This is a genomic window from Agarivorans sp. MS3-6 (assembly GCF_054112545.1).
This window is the reverse complement of the sequence record NZ_CM134202.1, coordinates 480,959-498,863: the sequence shown is the minus strand read 5'-3', so window position 1 is coordinate 498,863 and position 17,905 is coordinate 480,959. Positions and strand designations below refer to the sequence as shown.

The window sequence follows — 17,905 nt, the reverse complement described above, 5'->3', positions numbered from 1 at the left end:
GTTTCCCGCCAAGGACTACTATCCTTGAGGGGAAACGGGTGGCCAATTAGAATTTGCGGCTGTCGATCATAGCTGCGGCATCTTTTTGGAGGTTGATTTTGTCTTTTTGAACAATCCACTTGTCTACAGTTTCACCTTTTAGCGCGCTTTCAAGTGCATCAAAAGCAAGGGGGCCAAGTAGAGGGTTACAATCAACCGTGGCATTTAGGTCTCCATCTACCATTGCTTGAAACGCTGCCTTAACGCCATCAATGGATACAACAAGAATGTCTTTACCTGGTGTTAAACCGTATTCTTTAATTGCCTGTATTGCGCCTAGGGCCATATCGTCATTGTGAGCATAGACGGCATCTATTTGGTCACCTTGGGCTTTTAAAAAGGCTTCCATAACTTCCTTGCCTTTAGTACGAGTCCATTCGCCGGTTTGAGAGGCGGTAATCGTCATACCAGGAAACTGATCTACTATTGCGCTAAAACCCGCTTTGCGGTCAATAGCTGGAGCCGCGCCAGGGCCACCTTGAAGCTCTACGATATTGGCGTAGCCATGTGTTTCTTGCGCTAACCAAGAACCTGCTAATTTCCCTTCAAAAATAAAATCAGACGCTACTTTGGTGAGATAGAGATCGTTGTCTTTTACTTTGATACCTCGGTCAACCAATACAACTGGAATATCCGCTGCTTTGGCTTCTTTTAGCACTCGTTCCCAACCGGTTTCTACTACAGGAGCCAACACAATACCGTCAACGCCCTGTGCGATGAATGAGCGAATGGCTTTAATTTGATTCTCTTGTTTTTGTTGTGCATCTGAAAATTTCAAGGTGTAACCACGTTCGGCAGCTTCTGCTTTGACTGACTCAGTTTCGGCGCTGCGCCACGCACTTTCAGCACCAATTTGCGAAAAGCCAATCGTTAGTTGCGCAAATGCTGGGCTAGAAAGAAGGCTAGCGGCCATGGCTACAGAGGTAAGAAGTTTACTAAGTTTCATGTTATTCCCTTTACATTTTAGTTTATTGCTTATTGAGCGATATCGATTGTATGGAAGCTAGCTAATCAATAAAACTGCGTAATTTTTCAAACTAGGTTAGGTATTTAGTAACTTCTGCTATCTATGATAAAGCTCACATATTTAACATGTATTTAACGATTGAGCGTTGGCCTACTTTATAAAGAAATGCCCTTGGAATGACGGTTTGAAATATTTAAATGAGACAGTGGTCGAATTAATACTTTAATAGTTGAAGATGGTTGCAGCGATAATTAAAAATAACGGGCTCATGATTTATAAGGTATTAATACCTTATCTTAGGAAAGATTGAAGGAAATAGTTACAAGCAAGCCTTTAAAGGGAAGGGCGGTAATCACTAGTTTGTTTAAGCTTGCTACTAACTAGTTATCACCGCATAAAATGTGTAGGGCTACCGTTTACTGACTAGATCTCCTAGTTGAATGTTTGCTGTCATGGTTGGGTCGACCGCTACTACGATGGCACTTTCCTGATAAACTTGTTCGATTCTTACCATGCTGCCAGCGAGTTGCTGCTCTTGTCGAGGTACATCCCAACTCCCCCAGTGATAGTTTTGATGGATTAACTCTAGCAACATACCAGTATTTAATTGGTTGGCTTGGCCCAAGTTAATTTGCCAGCGATCGGGCCCGAGTACTTTCACCACGCTGCCTTGTAAAGGTTGGCATGCTAGCAAAGCATCTACTTCAGAAATCACCTGTTGCAAGGTGCTATTAACCGTTTGCCCATAAGACGATAACCAAAACTCGGCAGAGTGCGGTGAAATGATGGTTCGTGCATCAAACTCCCAAGGGGCATGAACTGAGAATCGCTTGTTATAAATCTCTTCCAAGTCAATCGCATTATATACACGTGCATTGACGACAAAATAGCGGTTGGGATAGCTGAAATTAAATAGCTTGGGTTTGTGCTCTTGGTCTAGCGAAATGTTTTCAAGTTCTAAACCCAGTAAATATTGCGCCCCGTAGCGGTCGGCAACATCTTTAATGCCTTTAAAGTTATGCTCGCCGGGTTTGTAGTAATTAAGTGGTAATTTAGGCGGGTGCTTCACATTGAATTGGCGACCGACTTCTCTGGCAATATCGTAAGCACGTTGCTCTACAGCCGGCGAAATTTCATGTAATTGGCCCACTCTTACTTGGTGTTGCTGCTTTAGAAATGGCGGCAATAGCAACATGTTTTTACTGTAGCCACTGGCTTTACATTGAGTAGCCGCGGGAAAGACATCTGCCTGTAAAACCACATAGTACTGCTGCCCAAGGTTTCCTTCATCTAGCACTTTGATGTTGTGTAAGGAGCCTTTAGATACCACCTCTATCTGATCTAGGGTGAGTTGACCGCCAGATACTTGGCTAATACTAGTCACCGATGCGCCAGCATAAAGTAATAGCTGCTTAACGGCTTCTTGGGTTGCGGTGCTGCGGGCTTGGTCAAGATCCTGGTTAACGATGGTCGCTTGACCTTTCGCTTCATACCAGACTGCTTGGGCTGACACGCTGAGCAACAAACCAATGAGTAAAATAAGTTGTTTCATAAGTCCCTCCTAGTCCTAACTAAGCAATAACTGTACCCAAGTCTAGGTGTTATTTTTTTGACTGGAATGCTTTTTGCTTCATGGAACACATATTGCTTGGCTATTACTGTGAAATAGCCATAGTGAACGAGTAGGAAGGGGAGTTATATGCGTTATTCGATATGGCTTGTAGTGCTAATGATACTACAAGGATGTAATACCAGTTTACATCACGTTTCAAATTATCCATATGTTGAGCCTAGAGAGCAGCAAGATCAAGCTCTGTACGCATACGTTGATAATCTGTCTAAACAACTGACGGATGATATTGAGCTGAGTGCCTCTGATTCTGTGGCCATAAGTACAGTGGTGGATTTAGATAACTTACAATCCAGCGATAGTTTTGGGCGGCAAGTGGCAGAGGCAATGTTTGCCGCTTTATCCAATGAAGGCATAAATACGATTGAACCTCGCTTAACTGGCCGTTTTCAGATGGACCCTGGATTTGGCGAATTTTCTTTATCTCGAGATGCAGAGTTATTGCGCGAACAAATGCAGATAACTTATGTGGTCGTGGGGAGTTTTCAGCGAACCGGTTCAGGCAGACATGTCAATTTGCGTTTAGTTGAGCTGGCTAATCAAGCGGTGGTATCTGCGGCCTATCAGTTTTTTCCAAATAGTGCCGGAGCCACCTCTCCTCGAGTCACTAGTGTTAATGGGAGCTTGCAGCGTCATGAACAAACTGTACTTTAGAACTTGGTTTTTAAGCCTTTCAGTATTGCTGCTGTTGGCATGTACGCCGACCACTCAAGTAAAGCAGGTTGAGTGGACTTACCAACCACCGGGTGATTTTACGGTGGTGAATGCGGTTGGTTACGCTCCAATTAGCCAGCAGCGCGGTGCTGATAATTCAGCCAAGCAACTTCGCGCCATGAAGGCGTCAAAGCTTGATGCTTACCGTGAGCTATCAGAACAAGTGTATGGCCAACATATCGACAGCACCGCCACCATTAGTGACATGGTATTGGGTAACGAGCGTTTAGCGGCTTCTGTAGCCGGGGTTATTCGTGGGGCTAAAGTGGTTAATGCTTATGCAGTTGACGATGTGTATGTCACTGAGTTGCAGTTGGATTTTAGAGAAGTGTATAGAGTGACGATGTCTATGGCGCCCACTCGCCATTTAGATAGTCAAAAAACCGTACAGTTTTAATAAAGCTTTCACCTTTCATGCCGATACCTTAAAGGTAATAGACGATTAAGGACGTAACATGAAAGGTATTTGTGTATTAGCCATAGCCACCTCGATGCTAGCTGGCTGCAGTAGCTCTCCTACGATGCAAAAAGTGCTGGTGTATGACTCATCAAGCCATCGCCCTGCTCATTCGCACGAAGCCCATTATGTTTCTGGTGTTGTGGATGAGAATGGTCACCTCTACTTAAGTGATGCGATGACCCGTTCTGCTCCGGTAAGTAGTGCTTCGCCTGCCAATGCCGACGGTAAAAGAACGCTAACAGAATATGTCAATCTTATGTCGCAGCGTTTGGTGTCAAGCTCGCATTTTGTTAATGCTGATACGCCGATTGGCGTAGCGTCTTTTGTGCCGCTGGATAATCTAAAAACAACCGACTTGTTTGGGATGCAAATTGCCGAAAGTTTTGTTTATGAAATGCAACAAAATGGTTTCTCTATCATCGATTATAAAGCCACCGGTTTTATTCGTATCACTGAAGGTGGTGATTTCGTTTATAGCCGTAATGTAAAAGAATTATCAAAACGTTTGCCGATAGAATATTTACTCGTGGGCACATTTAGTAAATCTAATGAAGGTATATTGGTGAACGCTCGAATCGTTGGGGCCCAATCAAAAGTGGTGGTGGCCTCTGCCCAAGAGTTAATCCCCAATGAAGTCTACCTAGACAAAGTACCGCCACCCACCAAGCGTGATGGCGTCATGATTATTGAAGCTCGTAATCAGGCTAAAACTTCACGCTCAATGTCGATGGGCGAAAAAGGCTAAAGCGCTTTAGCTCTATTACACAACAAAGCCGCCAACTGCGCGGCTTTGTTGTATCTGCATTTTGGTAAAAAGGGGGTGTAAATGCCTGCTCTTTTTACCGGAAATATTCTCTATTTATGGCACATAGAAAACCGCTGGCAACTAAGCATCAATTGCAGCAATCGGTGATGCCAATGACAAAAGCCATTAGTGTGTTGGCAGTTATGCTGAGCATTAAGGGAGGTAGCACCTGCTTTGAGTCATCAGTGGTGCTGCTAAAGACACTAGCAAGGCCGGTTTTTTTTGGGAGAGAATAGAGGGTGACTTAACGAGGGGCTTCGCGTTAACCATGTTTGCCAGCTAGGCTTTAAATCCTTTACCTACTCTATGAGCGCCATGCTTTTTACCTAGCTTGTCATAGGTTGCTGAATTTTGGTTTTTTAGCTGTTCAATAACTTGACTTAATTGGCGGATTTTTTCATTGCTTGCTTGAATGATTTCGCCATTTAGCGCGTTTAATTGTTGGCATTGCTCTAGTAACTGCTTAATTGCATCAACCTGTTGCTTGAGCGGTGCAGAGCCTAGCTGTTGTTTGTCTGCTGATGTTTCTAACTCTTGGTCTAGTTTTGCGATAGTTTCTAGTGTTTGTTCTTTATCTGAAGCAATAGCGTATAGCGAAATAGCATCATCGCTCTCTAGGGCTTTAGTTTCTTTTTGCAAAAGAGAAAGCAGCAATCTAAGTTGCTGCTCTTGAGTATTCAGTAGGTCTGCGATCATTGGTTAACTATCCAAGGGCTTTGTTAAACTCACTTTCAAAGTCACCCATTTTTTGGGCTACTCGGTTAGCGTCAACTTGGTAGCTGCCATCGGCCACAGCTTGTTTAATGGATTCTAACTTTGAGTTTCTGCTATCAGACTCATTAAGCAAATTCTGCTGAATACGATTGAGTTGTTGTGCTTCATTGGTAAGCATCACTGAATCCTGGGCTGCAGTAGAACCAGCAGTTGAACGTTGTTCAGTGCTTTCTTTAGTCGTCTTGTCGTTTACTCGATTAGTATCAAGTTGACTTGGACGGTTCCCACCTAAGTTGTTGATGTTTAAAGCCATAATGGCGCCCCACAGTTAATCAATTTTCGTATTCAATAATGCTATCGGCTTAACAAATTAAAACTTTAGAAAAAAATTAAAGTTTTACGTCTACCAGCCCTAATGCTTTTACTCGCCCTGTGACAAGACGCTGAGACTGATTATTTCTAACCTTGATGGTATCACCGATACTCCCGTTAGACAAAGCCGTTCCCTGCGTGGTCACCACTAATCCACCCATGTTGGCTGAAATTGTCACCGCGTCACCTTTACAGACTATGCAAATATCGCGCCCAGTTATGATTTGGTCTTTTCTTATTGAGCGCCTTAGTTTTGCCCCAATCAAAGGTTCTGCTTGAGTAAAGTAGCTGCCGCGCAGGCGATTCTCGGGCAAAAATTTTAAATATACTTGCGAAGCACTTAATGCGGCACCTTCTTGAATTGGCCCACTGGCTACTACCGCTGCCAGTAATACTTGCATACGGACAGGAATGTATAATCGCCAATTACTTTGATCGCTGCAGCTTACCAATACACTGGTATTACGCCTCACTTCTCCATTGGCTAAGCTATAGCTATAGCCACTCGGGCATTTGGCTAGGGTGACGCGTTCGTCAAGCTGGTTGGCGGTTAGTTCTATTTTCTGTGAATCATTATGGGCCATTTGCGAATAAACGAAATCAACAGCTTCTTTTTCCAGCTGTCGGTGCAACTCACTGGTGTGAGCTGTCAGGCTAAAACAAAATAATAGCAGTGAAGTAACAGTTTTTATCAACATTTCCTATATGATACCGATAAAGCAAAGTAACAATTGGCTTTTTTGTCTATGCTTAACAAAGTGATGCCTTGTTAGCTTGTGTCAAAAAAACGACTTTTAAGCTAAATTGAAAGATAGTATACAGGGGTAAGCAAAGATAGTGCCCCTTTCCAAGGAGTGAAGAATATATGGCGGGTATTTTAGATTCGGTAAATCAACGAACACAGTTGGTAGGGCAAAATCGCCTCGAATTATTATTGTTTCGATTAAATGGAACTCAGCGTTATGGCATTAATGTTTTTAAAGTAAAAGAAGTGCTGCAATGTCCACCATTAACTGCTTTGCCAAAACTTAACCCTGTTATTCGCGGTGTGGCGCATATCCGCGGTAAAACCATTTCAGTTATTGATCTTAGTTCTGCAACGGGTGGCAGACCCATCGAAGATCTCAGTAAGTGTTTTATCATCATTTCTGAGTACAATCGCTCGGTACAGGGCTTTTTAGTGGGGTCGGTTGAGCGCATCGTAAATATGAACTGGGAAGATATTTTGCCACCACCAAAGGGGGCGGGTAAATTTAACTACTTAACAGCGGTCACTGAAGTTGAAAAAGAATTGGTTTCTATATTAGATGTAGAGAAAATTTTAGATGAGATTTCCCCGGTCGATACCACTGTAAGCCAAGATATTGTCGATGAAGCTGTAGCGAACGTGAAAATTGATAAAAAAGTATTGGTGGTAGATGACTCATCAGTAGCAAGGAATCAAGTTAAGCGAGCGGTGACTTCTTTGGGGGTTGAAGCCTTACTGTGTCAAGATGGCCGAGAAGCTTTAGAGTTATTGTCAGCCATGGCAAAAGACGGACCGATAACCGATCAAATTGCGTTGGTGATTTCTGATATTGAAATGCCAGAAATGGATGGTTATACCCTGACTGCTGAGGTTCGATCTCATCCAGATTTAAAAGATTTACATATAATTCTTCATACTTCACTAAGTGGAGTGTTTAACCAAGCAATGGTGAATAAAGTTGGTGCCAACGCCTTTATTGCTAAGTTTAATCCAGACGAGTTAGCTGCAGCTGTTCGTCAATCTTTATAAAGAGTGGATGCATTGAGAACCATAACTGATGATGTATATAAGCAGTTCTGTGGCTTTTTAGAAAAGCAGTGTGGAATTGTATTAGGCGATAACAAGCAATACTTGGTTAAAAGCCGTTTGTCTCCATTGATCGCGCAATATTCCTTATCTAGTTTGACTGAGCTGGTGCAGAAGTCGATGAGTTTGCGCGAAAGAGAGCTGAGAGCTGCGGTGGTTGATGCTATGACCACCAATGAAACGCTATGGTTTCGTGATACCTATCCCTTTCAGCTTCTGGCTGACAAATTGTTGCCTGATTACCAAAAAATGTCACGGCCGGTGAAAATCTGGTCAGCTGCCAGTTCATCAGGTCAAGAACCTTACTCGATAATGATGACGTCTCTCGAGTATCAAGCTAGAAAGCCAGGAGCCTTACCATTGGGGGTTCAAGTTGTGGGGACCGATATTTCGCCTTCTATGTTGGAACACTGTAAAAAAGGTGAGTATGACCCACTAGCCTTAGCCCGAGGTTTATCGCCAGAGCGTAAGCGTCAGTTTTTTGAAGCCACCAGTGATGGGCGCTTTAAAGTTAATGACAAAGTGAGAAAAAATGTAAACTTTCGCCCGCTAAACTTGCTCGATAGTTATGCATTAATGGGCAAGTTCGACATTATTTTTTGTCGTAACGTACTGATTTACTTTAATGCTGATGTGAAGTCGAAAATTCTTAATCAGTTTGCTCAAGCGCTGAACCCTAATGGTTATTTAATGTTGGGGGCATCTGAATCTATCACGGGCTTAACCGACCGATTTAATATGTTACGCTGCCACCCTGGCATTGTTTACCAACTAAAATAAGTCACGCAAAATCAAAGCGGCAGAGTAGGGCAACATTTGCCGCTTTTTTGCCGCTTCCTCTAGAGTGGCGCTGCGCTGTACTTGGCCACTTGCTCTAACTCCTTATATTCCTTCAGTAAAAAGCGTCAAAAAAACTATGGCACAGCTTTTGCAAATTTGAATTTGTAATTGTGTAGAGAGGTTTTTATGGCGATAACATTTGATAAAGCATTAGGGGTTCATCAGCATACCGTAGGGGTAAGAGCCCGACGTTCTGAAGTTATCGCTAGTAATATCGCCAATGCTGATACGCCTAACTATAAAGCACAAGATATCAATTTTAATAAAGCGTTTGCAGCTGCCAAGGCTAATCAAAACGGCGGCATGCATGTGACTAACGAGCGTCACATGACAGGGGGAAGAAGCCAGTTCTCAGAGTTAGGTTTCAGAGTGCCCGACCAACCCGATACCGGTGATGGAAACACTGTAGACGTGCAACAAGAGAAAGCAGACTTTATGCAAAACGGTTTGGAATACCAAGCCGGGATCAGTTTTTTGACCAGTAAGTTTAGTGGGTTAAAGAACGCGATTAAAGGAGGTCAATAATGAGTTTTTTTAATGTGTTTGATATTTCGGCTTCGGCAATGAAGGCGCAATCGGTGCGCTTAAACACCACCGCCAGCAACTTAGCCAATGCCGATAGTATCAGTTCGAGTATCGACCAAACCTATCGCGCTAGAAAACCGGTTTTTGCGGCAGAATTAGATAGAGCCAGTGGTGCGATGAATGAATCAGCCAAAGTCAAAGTGGCCGGCATCGTAGAGTCTGATGCGCCATTACGTAAAGAGTATTACCCAGAACACCCGATGGCTAATGAAGAAGGTTATATTTTCAAGCCAAACGTTAATGTGATCGAAGAGATGGCCGATATGATGAGTGCTTCGCGTTCCTATCAAGCTAATGTGCAAGTCGCAGAAGCTGCGAAACAAATGCTAAATAGCACTCTCAATTTGGGTAAAAGTTAAGGAGTAGCCCGTGTCTACTATTAATCCACTACAAGGCAGCTATTGGGAACCCGAGTCGGTGGTTCCTGAAAGTAATAATAATCAGTCACTTGGCCAAGAAGACTTTTTCGCCTTGTTAACGACTCAATTGCAATATCAAGACCCGAGTAAACCGGTCGACAATGCTGAAATGATTGCGCAAATGGCGTCTTTTCAAACCTCTGAAGGTATTGCAGAGCTAGGCACTAAGTTTGACACGATGAACTCTATTATGAATTCATCTGCGGCGCTGCAGGCCTCAACCTTAGTTGGCCAGAAAGTACTCGTCCCTTTAGATTACGGTCATAACAGTGGTTCTGGATTTGATGGCGTTGCGGTGACAGGCGCAGCGACTACCAATGTAAAAGTTACTGTCGAAAACCAAGCCGGCGAAGTGGTTAAGGTTATCGATTTAGGAGAGGGCAGCGGTAACATTCCGTTCTCTTGGGATGGCACTGATTCTAACGGGAATCCGATGCCAGAAGGAAAATACAACGTCAAAGTAAATGGCGTTCAGGGCGGTAAAGAGATCAGTTTACCCACTGCAACTTTTGCGAACGTAAGTAGCGTAAGTTTGGCGGGTGGTACATCTGGCGTAGTCGTCAATTTAGAAGGATTAGGTGGTATCGCCATGAGCGATGTGCTGGAAGTAGCTAAAGCCTAACAAAGAATACTAAACGATAGGAGATTGAGAGATGTCATTTAATATCGCGCTAAGCGGCATCAATGCCTCGCAAAAGGATCTTGACGTAACGGCGAATAACATTGCTAACGTCAACACCATTGGTTTTAAAGAGTCGCGAGCTGAGTTTGCCGATGTGTATGCAACATCGATTTTCTCTAATGCTCGTACTGCTGTGGGTAATGGCGTTAAAACAGCTGATGTTGCCCAACAGTTTCATCAAGGTAGTTTGAATTTTACTCAAAATGCGTTGGATTTGGCTGTCAGCGGAGAAGGCTTTTTTGTTACTGCTTCAGATCTTACCACCCAAACTCGTGAATTTACGCGGGCAGGGGCATTTAAGTTAAATGCAGACAACTTTATTGTTAATTCGCAAGGCCAGTACCTACAAGGCTATACCGTAAACAATAACGGTACGCCATCGGCAGTAAGTATGGCTGCTACCAATGCCATTAAAATTGGCACCGAGGTGGGAACACCGACCATGACTGGCCAAGTTGATATGACCTTCAACTTACCATCTAGTGGCACCAGTCATGACCTTGGCGATTTTGACCCAACGGATAGCAATACCTATACCTCGGCGACTTCGGTAACCGTTTATGATTCGCAAGGTGGCTCACATGTCGCGGAAACCTTTTTTATAAAAGACGATACGACCGCGAATACTTGGCATAAACTGATTTACATTGACGGCGAACCGGTCGATGTGAATGGTGGTACGGCCAATACACCTAATGCTGGTAACTCAAACCCTACTATTCCAGCTTCGGCAACCTTAACCTTTGATAATACCGGTGCGTTAGCCACCTCTGCACCGTTAATCATTGAAACGGTTGCTTTGGGCACGGCGCCGCCGTCAGGCCCTGGTGGAGTATGGGATCCTGTCACTGGGTCGGTAGATCCTACGCAAACTATTACCTTTAACCTTAATTCTCCTACCCAATATAATTCGGCGTTTGAAGTATCGAACTTGTCACAAGATGGCTCGACCGTAGGTAAATTAACAGGGATCGATATTGGCCCTGATGGCTTAGTGGTGGCTTCTTACAGTAATGGTCAAACATCAAACATTGCTAAAGTGTCTATTGCCAAGTTCAATAATAATCAAGGTTTATCACAAATTGGCGATACCGCATGGCAGCAAACTCAGCTTAGTGGTGAAGCCATCGCTGGTGAAGCGAACACCGGTACCTTTGGTAAAATTAATTCGGCTTCGTTAGAGCAGGCCAACGTTAATTTGACCGAGCAATTAGTAAACTTGATTAGCGCTCAGCGTAACTTCCAAGCTAACTCTCGAGCACTTGAAGTTAACTCGACATTACAGCAAACGATTATCCAAATCCGCTAATCGTGCTTATGCTTTTCTAATAAAAAGGCAGCATTCGCTGCCTTTTTATTTATCTGATTTATATAGATATTTCCTTTCTTCTTTATCACCTTATTTTGTTTGGCATCATACTTGCTGTTATTTACCTAGAGTCAGCTAATTGACGAAGGGAATAAATAATGGACCAACTACTCTACATATCGATGACCGGTGCAAAGCAAAACATGCATTCGCTCGCGGTACGCGGAAACAACCTAGCCAATGCTAATACCACGGGGTTTAAGGCCGACATTGAAAATGCGCGCGCTATGCAAGCATTTGGCCCTGGTATGCCATCGCGGGTATTTGCGATGACCGAGCAGCCTAGTCAAAATTTTGCTGGTGGTTTACTTAAAACGACCGGGCGAGATTTAGACGTGGCAGTAAAAGGTGAAGGTTGGATATCGGTTCAAGACAAAGATGGAAACGAAGCGTTGTCACGCAATGGTAACTTTACTATTTCTGCTGCCGGCGTGTTGCAAACCATGCAAGGTCAAGCGGTTTTAGGTAACCAAGATGCGCCTATCATTATTCCCTTACCCGTTGAAAAGTTAGAAATTAATGAAGATGGAACCATTGAAATCCGCCCTGAAGGTGCTCCTGCTGATGCTTTAGAAGAAATTAATCGCATCAAACTTAGCAAGCCATTCGCTGCGGACTTAACCAAAGGCCAAGATGGTTTATTTAGAGCCACCAATGGTCAACCTTACCAACCTGACGCTACGGTGGAGTTAGTAAAAGGTGCGGTTGAAGGTAGCAATGTGAACCCTATTCAAGAAATGACCCATATGATCAGCATGCAACGTCAATTTGAGATGCAAATTAAAATGATGAAAGCCGCTGAAGAAAATGAAAAAGCCACTAGTAGCTTGTTGCGATTAAGTTAGGAATAAGGAGCGAATTATGCATCCCGCATTATGGATAAGTAAAACCGGCTTAGATGCCCAACAAACCAATGTATCTGTAATCTCTAATAACCTAGCAAACGCTAGCACTATTGGTTACAAAAAAAGTCGAGCTGTATTTGAAGACTTGTTATACCAAACCATTAATCAGCCAGGCGGACGTTCTTCGCAAAATACTAAGATGCCTTCGGGACTGATGATTGGAGCGGGTGCCAAAGTGGTGGCTACTCAAAAAAATCATGATCAAGGTAATGTGCAAACTACTGACAATGCGTTCGACTTAATGGTTGATGGGCGGGGCTTTTTTGAAGTGCTCATGCCTGATGGAACAACAGCCTATACGCGTAATGGTCAATTTGGTCTCAATGACGAAGGCACCATTGTCACGCCGGGCGCAGGTTACCCTTTGCAGCCAGAGATCCAGGTACCTGAAGATGCTCAGAGCTTTACCGTAGGCGAAGACGGCGAGGTGAGTGTTCGCTTACCAGGGCAAACAGACAGCCAAGTGATTGGTCAAATTACCATTACTGATTTTGTTAATCCGTCGGGCTTAGAGCCTAGAGGACAAAACTTGTACCTCGAAACCGGTGCCAGTGGAGCACCACAAAATGGAATCGCCTCAGAGAATGGTTTAGGTGCTATTCGCCAAGGTTCTTTAGAAACGTCTAACGTGAATGTGACTGAAGAGCTGGTTAACTTAATTGAAGCTCAGCGTGTTTACGAAATGAATTCAAAAGTAATTTCTACCGTAGACCAAATGTTGACCTTCGCAACTCAACAGTTGTAATCGAAGTTTAGAGAGAGGGATTGCTCATGTATAAACTCATCGTTTTGGCAGGCTGTGTTGCAATGGCAGGCTGTGCTAGCGTAAATAATACCGTGGTGCCAGATGATCCTGCCTACGCGCCTGTTTACCCTGAAGATGTTGCCGTTGAATCGCGGATTACAGGGTCGTTATTTACCGAAGACAGAGCTAATAATTTATATTCGGACAAAAAGGCACATCGGGTTGGTGACATTATCGTGGTCACCCTAGCTGAAAGCACCCAGGCCAGTAAGTCAGCCAGCAACGAGTTAGCTAAAGACAAAACCTTAAATCTTAACCAGATTACCGTACCCGGTGGTGTAGCAACCATAGGTGGAAACCCAATAGAACTAGGTCTTAGTCAAAATAGTGACTTTAGTGGTGAAGCCGATGCCGCTCAAAGTAACAGTTTAGCCGGCAATATTTCAGTCAACGTGGTGCAGGTGTTGGCTAACGGCAACTTAATTATTAGTGGCGAAAAATGGTTAATGCTTAATAACGGCAATGAGTATATTCGCCTAACGGGGATTATTCGTCCAGAAGATGTAGCGCCTGATAATTCAATTATGTCGCTTCGTATTGCTAACGCTCGAATTCAATATGGCGGTACTGGTGATTTTGCTAATACCACCGAACAGGGCTGGTTATCTCAGTTCTTTAATAGCCAAGTTTGGCCATTCTAAGCCCTTATTTTTAGGAGTAGTTCTCATGTTTAAACGTGGCATTTTGTTGTTCAGTATCAGTTTGTGTTTAGTGGTTAATACTGTTAGTGCTGCGCGGATCAAAGACGTGGCCAATGTAGCCGGCGTACGTGCTAACCAATTAACAGGTTATGGCTTAGTGGTGGGTTTGCCGGGAACAGGGGAGAAGAACAGTGATTTTGCGAAGCAGTCTTTTGCCACCATGCTTCGAAATTTTGGTATTACCGTGCCACCTGGTACTAACTTAAAAATTAAAAATGTAGCGCCTGTGGCGGTACATGCAGAACTCCCCGCATTTATTAAACCCGGTCAAACAATTGATATCACCATCTCTGCGATTGGTGAAGCGAAAAGTTTACGCGGCGGTAGTCTAGTTCAAACCTTCTTAAAAGGGGCTGATGGCCAAGTTTATGCGCTGGCTCAAGGTAGCCTAATTGTAGGCGGTTTTGGTGCAGAGGGCGCTGATGGCTCAAAGGTTATATCCAATACCCCTACGGTAGGGCGCATTCCTAATGGTGCGATTGTAGAGCGTTCGGTGCCTTCACCTTTTATGAGTGGCGATACCATTACCTTTAATTTAAAGCGTTCAGACTTTACAACAGCCAAACGTTTAGCCGATACCATTAATGGCTTAGTGGGGCCAAACACGGCAACACCCATGGATGCCACGTCGGTACAAGTATTTGCCCCAAGAGACCCCGGTCAACGTGTTGCCTATCTTTCTACTTTAGAGAATTTAAGTTTTGAACCGGCGTCTGAGTCGGCCAAAATCATTATTAACTCTCGTACCGGTACCATTGTTATTGGTAAAGATGTCAAGCTCTTGCCTGCGGCGATTACCCACGGTGGCTTAACGGTGAAAATATCTGAAACACCGGTTATTTCTCAGCCTAATGCATTTTCTGATGGCGAAACGGTAGAAACGACGGTTAGTACCATTGAAGCCACTCAAGAAGATTCAAGAATGTTCAATTTTGACCCTGGTGCGTCATTAGATGATTTGGTTAGAGCGGTTAACCGTGTAGGCGTTGCACCTGGTGATTTGGTATCAATCCTTGAAGCCCTAAAACAAGCGGGTGCAATTCAAGGCGAGTTAATGGTGATTTAACGATGACGATGGATGCGGTCAAACAAAGCGCAAATTACCATGATTTAGCCAGTTTAGATGAGCTTAGAAGTTCGGCTCAAAAAGACCCTAACAAGGCACTAAATCAGGTCGCTAGTCAATTTGAAGCTATGTTTATGCAAATGTTGCTAAAACAAATGCGTAAAAGTAACGCATTGTTTGAAAACGACTCGCCATTAAATAACCGACATACTCAAACTTATCGTGACATGCATGATAATCAAATGGCACTAGAGTTATCTTCTTCGGGGGCGCTAGGTTTAGCCGACTTAATTGTGGCGCAACTGAACCCCGCTGCTGCCAACATGACGCCAGCGTCAGTATTACGCGGTGGCCAGAATATCGACCTTGAACAACGCGCTTTAGATGCTAAGTCATCAGTTGGCAAGGAAATTGCTGTATCGACTAGTGTAACGGCCGCGGTTAAGGAAACTTTAGATAAAGTGAGTATTAATCGCGATTCACTTGAAAAACCGCAACAAGTAGATGCGGCAAAAGGGCAAAGTTTTGCCACCCCCAGCGAATTTATTGAAACATTGTTGCCGATAGCCAAAAAGTGGGCGGTAGATAAAGGCATTGAGCCTATGGCCATTGTAGCCCAAGCAGCACTGGAATCGGGGTGGGGTAAAAAAGTGATAGCCAATAATGACGGAACAAGCAGCCATAATTTGTTTGGTATTAAAGCCGACAAACGCTGGCAAGGAGATAAAGCAGTCGTGAACACTTTAGAGTATAGAGATGGGCAAGCTAAGCAAGAACGCGCTGCGTTTCGCTCTTACGACTCTTTCGAAGAGAGTGTTAAAGACTACTTGTCGTTTGTTGAAGGGCCTCGTTATCAACAGGCTGTCGCCAATGGGATGGATGCCAAACGCTATGCTGCAGAATTACAAAATGCGGGCTATGCGACCGACCCTCAGTACGCCAATAAGATTGGCCAAATACTCGATAGTCGTCATTTTTCCGACTTTCGTCGTTCTGATGTTGAAGGGGAGTAATTAGATTATGGCTATGAATGACCTGTTAACGATTGGTTCATCAGGGGTGGCTGCTCAACAGCGCCTATTGATGACCACGGGTAACAACATTGCCAATGTTAATACTCCTGGTTATAGCCTTCAGCGAACATTTTATACTGCCGATACTTTAGGTGGGGTGAGGGAAGGGTATACCGAACGTGTATTGAATGGTTTTGCTCAAGCGCAAATGTTTCGCGATACCTCTACCTTTGCCAGCCGTAACGCTTACTTGGAATCGGTAAGCACTATCGATGCGATTCTTAGTGATGATGCTTTGTCGTTAAGTTCTAAATTCGACGACATGTTTACCCAGTTACACGCTACAACAGATAATCCTACGGCCCTGTCTACTCGAGAGTTGGCCTTATCTCAATTCAATGCATTAACTGACCGTTACCGCACGCTTAACGAACAGTACCAAATTCAAGAAAAAAATATCAGCCAAGACTTGGTTGAAAAGTCTAATGAAGCTAACGCCCTAATTACTAATATTGCTGAAATAAACAAAGAAATTGTAGCCGCAGGGGGCAGTCCCTTAGATGGCAATACTGCTATTTTGTCTGATAAACGTGACCAAGCGATCAAAGAACTAGCAGAACTTATCGACATTAATACCATTGTTCAAGATAGCGGCTCTACCTTGGTGTTTATGCGCTCAGGCCAAGCCCTAGTATTGGAAGATGATTACACCCAACTGAATATGGTTGATGGTGATCCCGATAAAACGCAAAAAGAAATGACTCTGACACTGGCTGGCTCTAGCCGAATTATTGGTCGTGAGGAAATAGGCGGTACCATTGGTGGTTTAATGGAATACCGTAAAACCACCTTGGATGTTAGTCGTAACCAATTAGGCCAGCTATCCATTGCGATGGCAGATGCATTTAACCAACAAAACTCATTAGGCATGGACTTAAATGGGGATATCGGCACCGATATTTTCACTTTGCCAACTTTTAATAGTAAAGAGTTTTCCAGCAATACCACGGCTGGCACCATCAGTGGAACTTTTGTCGCGGGCAGTGGCAGTGAAGTGAGCCCTTACGACTACCGGGTGTCGTTTATCTCGCCTACGACCTTTGAAGTACAGCGTTATGATGGGGATAGTGCCATTGACTCGGTGGTATCGGGGTCTATTCCGCCGACAAATTTTCAGTTAGATGGCATGGATTGGGATTTCTCATCAGGGCCATTTGCTGCGGGTGATAAGCATTTAATACAGCCTACGCGTGATGCTGCTGCACAAATGGTCGTGAGTATGAGCCAGCCAGAAAAGTTGGCCTTGGCGGCGCCTATACGCGTAGAGCGTGAACTGAATAACCGTGGAAATGCCACGGTTTCGATTGATTCTATCTACGATACCGACCCTGCTACCTCAGATTTTACCCTGCCTGGTGGTTATGATGTAAATGGCCCGCATGAGGTGCGTATAAACGCAGCTGGCGACTATGATATTTACGATGGTTCTGGTGGCCTGTTGGCCACCGCGCCTGCGTCGACTGCGGGCCAGCAGATATTTGCTAATGCTACACCGGCTTTATCTCCGGGTTATGAGATCAATATCGACGGGGATGTGCAGGAAGGTGACGTATTTACCATGGGGTACAATACCGATGGTTTTAATGACAACTATAACGCGCTGCGAATGGTTGATTTACAACAAAAAGATTTAGTACGTAAAAGCTTAGCTGCCACGGGTGATAATAAAATGACCATGAACGATGCTTACGCCAGTTTAGTGAGTTTTGTGGGTGGTAAAACCAGCGAAGCTAGGGTGTCTGCATCTGCGGCATCTTCACTTTTAGAGCAAAGTACTCAGCGGCATAATTCTATATCAGGGGTTAACCTTGATGAAGAAGCATCCAATTTAATTCGCTTTCAGCAGGCTTATGCGGCTTCCGCTCAAGTGATAAGTGCGGCTCAAGAGACCTTTCAAACCTTATTAGCGTCGGTGAGGTAGGCTA

At 44.0% G+C, this 17,905-nt stretch carries 20 protein-coding genes; 15 read left to right on the top strand and 5 right to left on the bottom strand.

Annotated features, from left to right (window positions below):
- Positions 1 to 46 precede the first annotated feature (46 nt).
- Both ACVFI8_RS02350 and ACVFI8_RS02345 read right to left on the bottom strand, forming a co-directional pair.
- A complete protein-coding gene (locus tag ACVFI8_RS02350) occupies positions 47 to 985 on the bottom strand; it encodes an ABC transporter substrate-binding protein (RefSeq protein WP_248715048.1) in 939 nt (312 codons plus the stop codon).
- A gap of 430 nt (positions 986 to 1,415) precedes the next feature.
- Positions 1,416 to 2,558, bottom strand: a complete 1,143-nt coding sequence (locus ACVFI8_RS02345) for a flagellar assembly protein T N-terminal domain-containing protein (protein ID WP_457872923.1) — start codon at positions 2,556 to 2,558, stop codon at positions 1,416 to 1,418.
- A 147-nt stretch (positions 2,559 to 2,705) separates the two neighbouring features.
- On the opposite strand from ACVFI8_RS02345, the gene ACVFI8_RS02340 reads away from it, so the two are divergent.
- The 3 genes from ACVFI8_RS02340 to ACVFI8_RS02330 are packed head-to-tail and all read left to right on the top strand — an operon-like array spanning position 2,706 to position 4,555.
- Positions 2,706 to 3,290 (top strand): FlgO family outer membrane protein, encoded by a 585-nt coding sequence (locus ACVFI8_RS02340; RefSeq protein ID WP_248715050.1) that lies wholly within the window; start codon positions 2,706 to 2,708, stop codon positions 3,288 to 3,290.
- Positions 3,271 to 3,747, top strand: coding sequence for an LPP20 family lipoprotein (locus ACVFI8_RS02335; protein ID WP_248715051.1), 477 nt, complete (start codon positions 3,271 to 3,273; stop codon positions 3,745 to 3,747). Before ACVFI8_RS02340 ends, ACVFI8_RS02335 begins: the two co-directional genes overlap by 20 nt.
- A gap of 58 nt (positions 3,748 to 3,805) precedes the next feature.
- The gene (locus tag ACVFI8_RS02330; protein ID WP_457872922.1) at positions 3,806 to 4,555 is read left to right on the top strand and encodes a FlgO family outer membrane protein; all 750 of its coding nucleotides are present in this window, start codon (positions 3,806 to 3,808) and stop codon (positions 4,553 to 4,555) included.
- 339 nt (positions 4,556 to 4,894) lie between these two features.
- Here ACVFI8_RS02330 and flgN read toward each other — a convergent pair whose 3' ends face one another.
- From flgN to flgA, 3 genes are all read right to left on the bottom strand, one after another.
- Positions 4,895 to 5,311, bottom strand: a complete 417-nt coding sequence (gene flgN / locus ACVFI8_RS02325) for a flagellar export chaperone FlgN (RefSeq protein ID WP_457872921.1) — start codon at positions 5,309 to 5,311, stop codon at positions 4,895 to 4,897.
- Between the two features lie 7 nt (positions 5,312 to 5,318).
- Entirely contained in the window at positions 5,319 to 5,642 is a 324-nt protein-coding gene (gene flgM / locus ACVFI8_RS02320; protein WP_248715054.1) for a flagellar biosynthesis anti-sigma factor FlgM, read from the bottom strand.
- Positions 5,643 to 5,718: 76 nt separating this feature from the next.
- The gene (gene flgA / locus ACVFI8_RS02315) at positions 5,719 to 6,399 is read right to left on the bottom strand and encodes a flagellar basal body P-ring formation chaperone FlgA (RefSeq protein ID WP_248715055.1); all 681 of its coding nucleotides are present in this window, start codon (positions 6,397 to 6,399) and stop codon (positions 5,719 to 5,721) included.
- Positions 6,400 to 6,566: 167 nt separating this feature from the next.
- Between flgA and ACVFI8_RS02310 the strand changes: the two genes are divergently transcribed.
- The 12 genes from ACVFI8_RS02310 to flgK all read left to right on the top strand — a co-directional run bounded on the left by ACVFI8_RS02310 (position 6,567) and on the right by flgK (position 17,901).
- Positions 6,567 to 7,478, top strand: a complete 912-nt coding sequence (locus ACVFI8_RS02310) for a chemotaxis protein CheV (protein ID WP_248715056.1) — start codon at positions 6,567 to 6,569, stop codon at positions 7,476 to 7,478.
- A 12-nt stretch (positions 7,479 to 7,490) separates the two neighbouring features.
- Entirely contained in the window at positions 7,491 to 8,315 is an 825-nt protein-coding gene (locus ACVFI8_RS02305; RefSeq protein ID WP_248715057.1) for a CheR family methyltransferase, read from the top strand.
- Between the two features lie 186 nt (positions 8,316 to 8,501).
- Entirely contained in the window at positions 8,502 to 8,900 is a 399-nt protein-coding gene (gene flgB / locus ACVFI8_RS02300; RefSeq protein WP_248715058.1) for a flagellar basal body rod protein FlgB, read from the top strand.
- Positions 8,900 to 9,319, top strand: a complete 420-nt coding sequence (gene flgC, locus ACVFI8_RS02295) for a flagellar basal body rod protein FlgC (protein WP_457872920.1) — start codon at positions 8,900 to 8,902, stop codon at positions 9,317 to 9,319. Before flgB ends, flgC begins: the two co-directional genes overlap by 1 nt.
- A gap of 10 nt (positions 9,320 to 9,329) precedes the next feature.
- Positions 9,330 to 10,001: a flagellar hook assembly protein FlgD gene (locus tag ACVFI8_RS02290; protein WP_248715060.1), complete on the top strand. Its 672-nt coding sequence runs from the start codon at positions 9,330 to 9,332 to the stop codon at positions 9,999 to 10,001.
- A gap of 31 nt (positions 10,002 to 10,032) precedes the next feature.
- Positions 10,033 to 11,370, top strand: coding sequence for a flagellar hook protein FlgE (flgE, locus tag ACVFI8_RS02285; protein WP_248715061.1), 1,338 nt, complete (start codon positions 10,033 to 10,035; stop codon positions 11,368 to 11,370).
- Between the two features lie 158 nt (positions 11,371 to 11,528).
- Positions 11,529 to 12,275 carry a flagellar basal-body rod protein FlgF gene (gene flgF / locus ACVFI8_RS02280; RefSeq protein ID WP_248715062.1) on the top strand — a complete coding sequence of 249 codons (747 nt, stop codon included), beginning with the start codon at positions 11,529 to 11,531 and terminating at the stop codon, positions 12,273 to 12,275.
- A 16-nt stretch (positions 12,276 to 12,291) separates the two neighbouring features.
- Entirely contained in the window at positions 12,292 to 13,080 is a 789-nt protein-coding gene (gene flgG, locus ACVFI8_RS02275; protein ID WP_248715063.1) for a flagellar basal-body rod protein FlgG, read from the top strand.
- Between the two features lie 26 nt (positions 13,081 to 13,106).
- On the top strand, positions 13,107 to 13,781 hold the full coding sequence (flgH, locus tag ACVFI8_RS02270) for a flagellar basal body L-ring protein FlgH (protein WP_457872919.1): 675 nt from the start codon (positions 13,107 to 13,109) through the stop codon (positions 13,779 to 13,781).
- 25 nt (positions 13,782 to 13,806) lie between these two features.
- The gene (locus tag ACVFI8_RS02265) at positions 13,807 to 14,907 is read left to right on the top strand and encodes a flagellar basal body P-ring protein FlgI (RefSeq protein ID WP_248715065.1); all 1,101 of its coding nucleotides are present in this window, start codon (positions 13,807 to 13,809) and stop codon (positions 14,905 to 14,907) included.
- Positions 14,908 to 14,909: 2 nt separating this feature from the next.
- The gene (gene flgJ / locus ACVFI8_RS02260) at positions 14,910 to 15,920 is read left to right on the top strand and encodes a flagellar assembly peptidoglycan hydrolase FlgJ (RefSeq protein WP_248715066.1); all 1,011 of its coding nucleotides are present in this window, start codon (positions 14,910 to 14,912) and stop codon (positions 15,918 to 15,920) included.
- Positions 15,921 to 15,927: 7 nt separating this feature from the next.
- Positions 15,928 to 17,901 carry a flagellar hook-associated protein FlgK gene (gene flgK / locus ACVFI8_RS02255; RefSeq protein ID WP_248715067.1) on the top strand — a complete coding sequence of 658 codons (1,974 nt, stop codon included), beginning with the start codon at positions 15,928 to 15,930 and terminating at the stop codon, positions 17,899 to 17,901.
- Positions 17,902 to 17,905 lie beyond the last annotated feature (4 nt).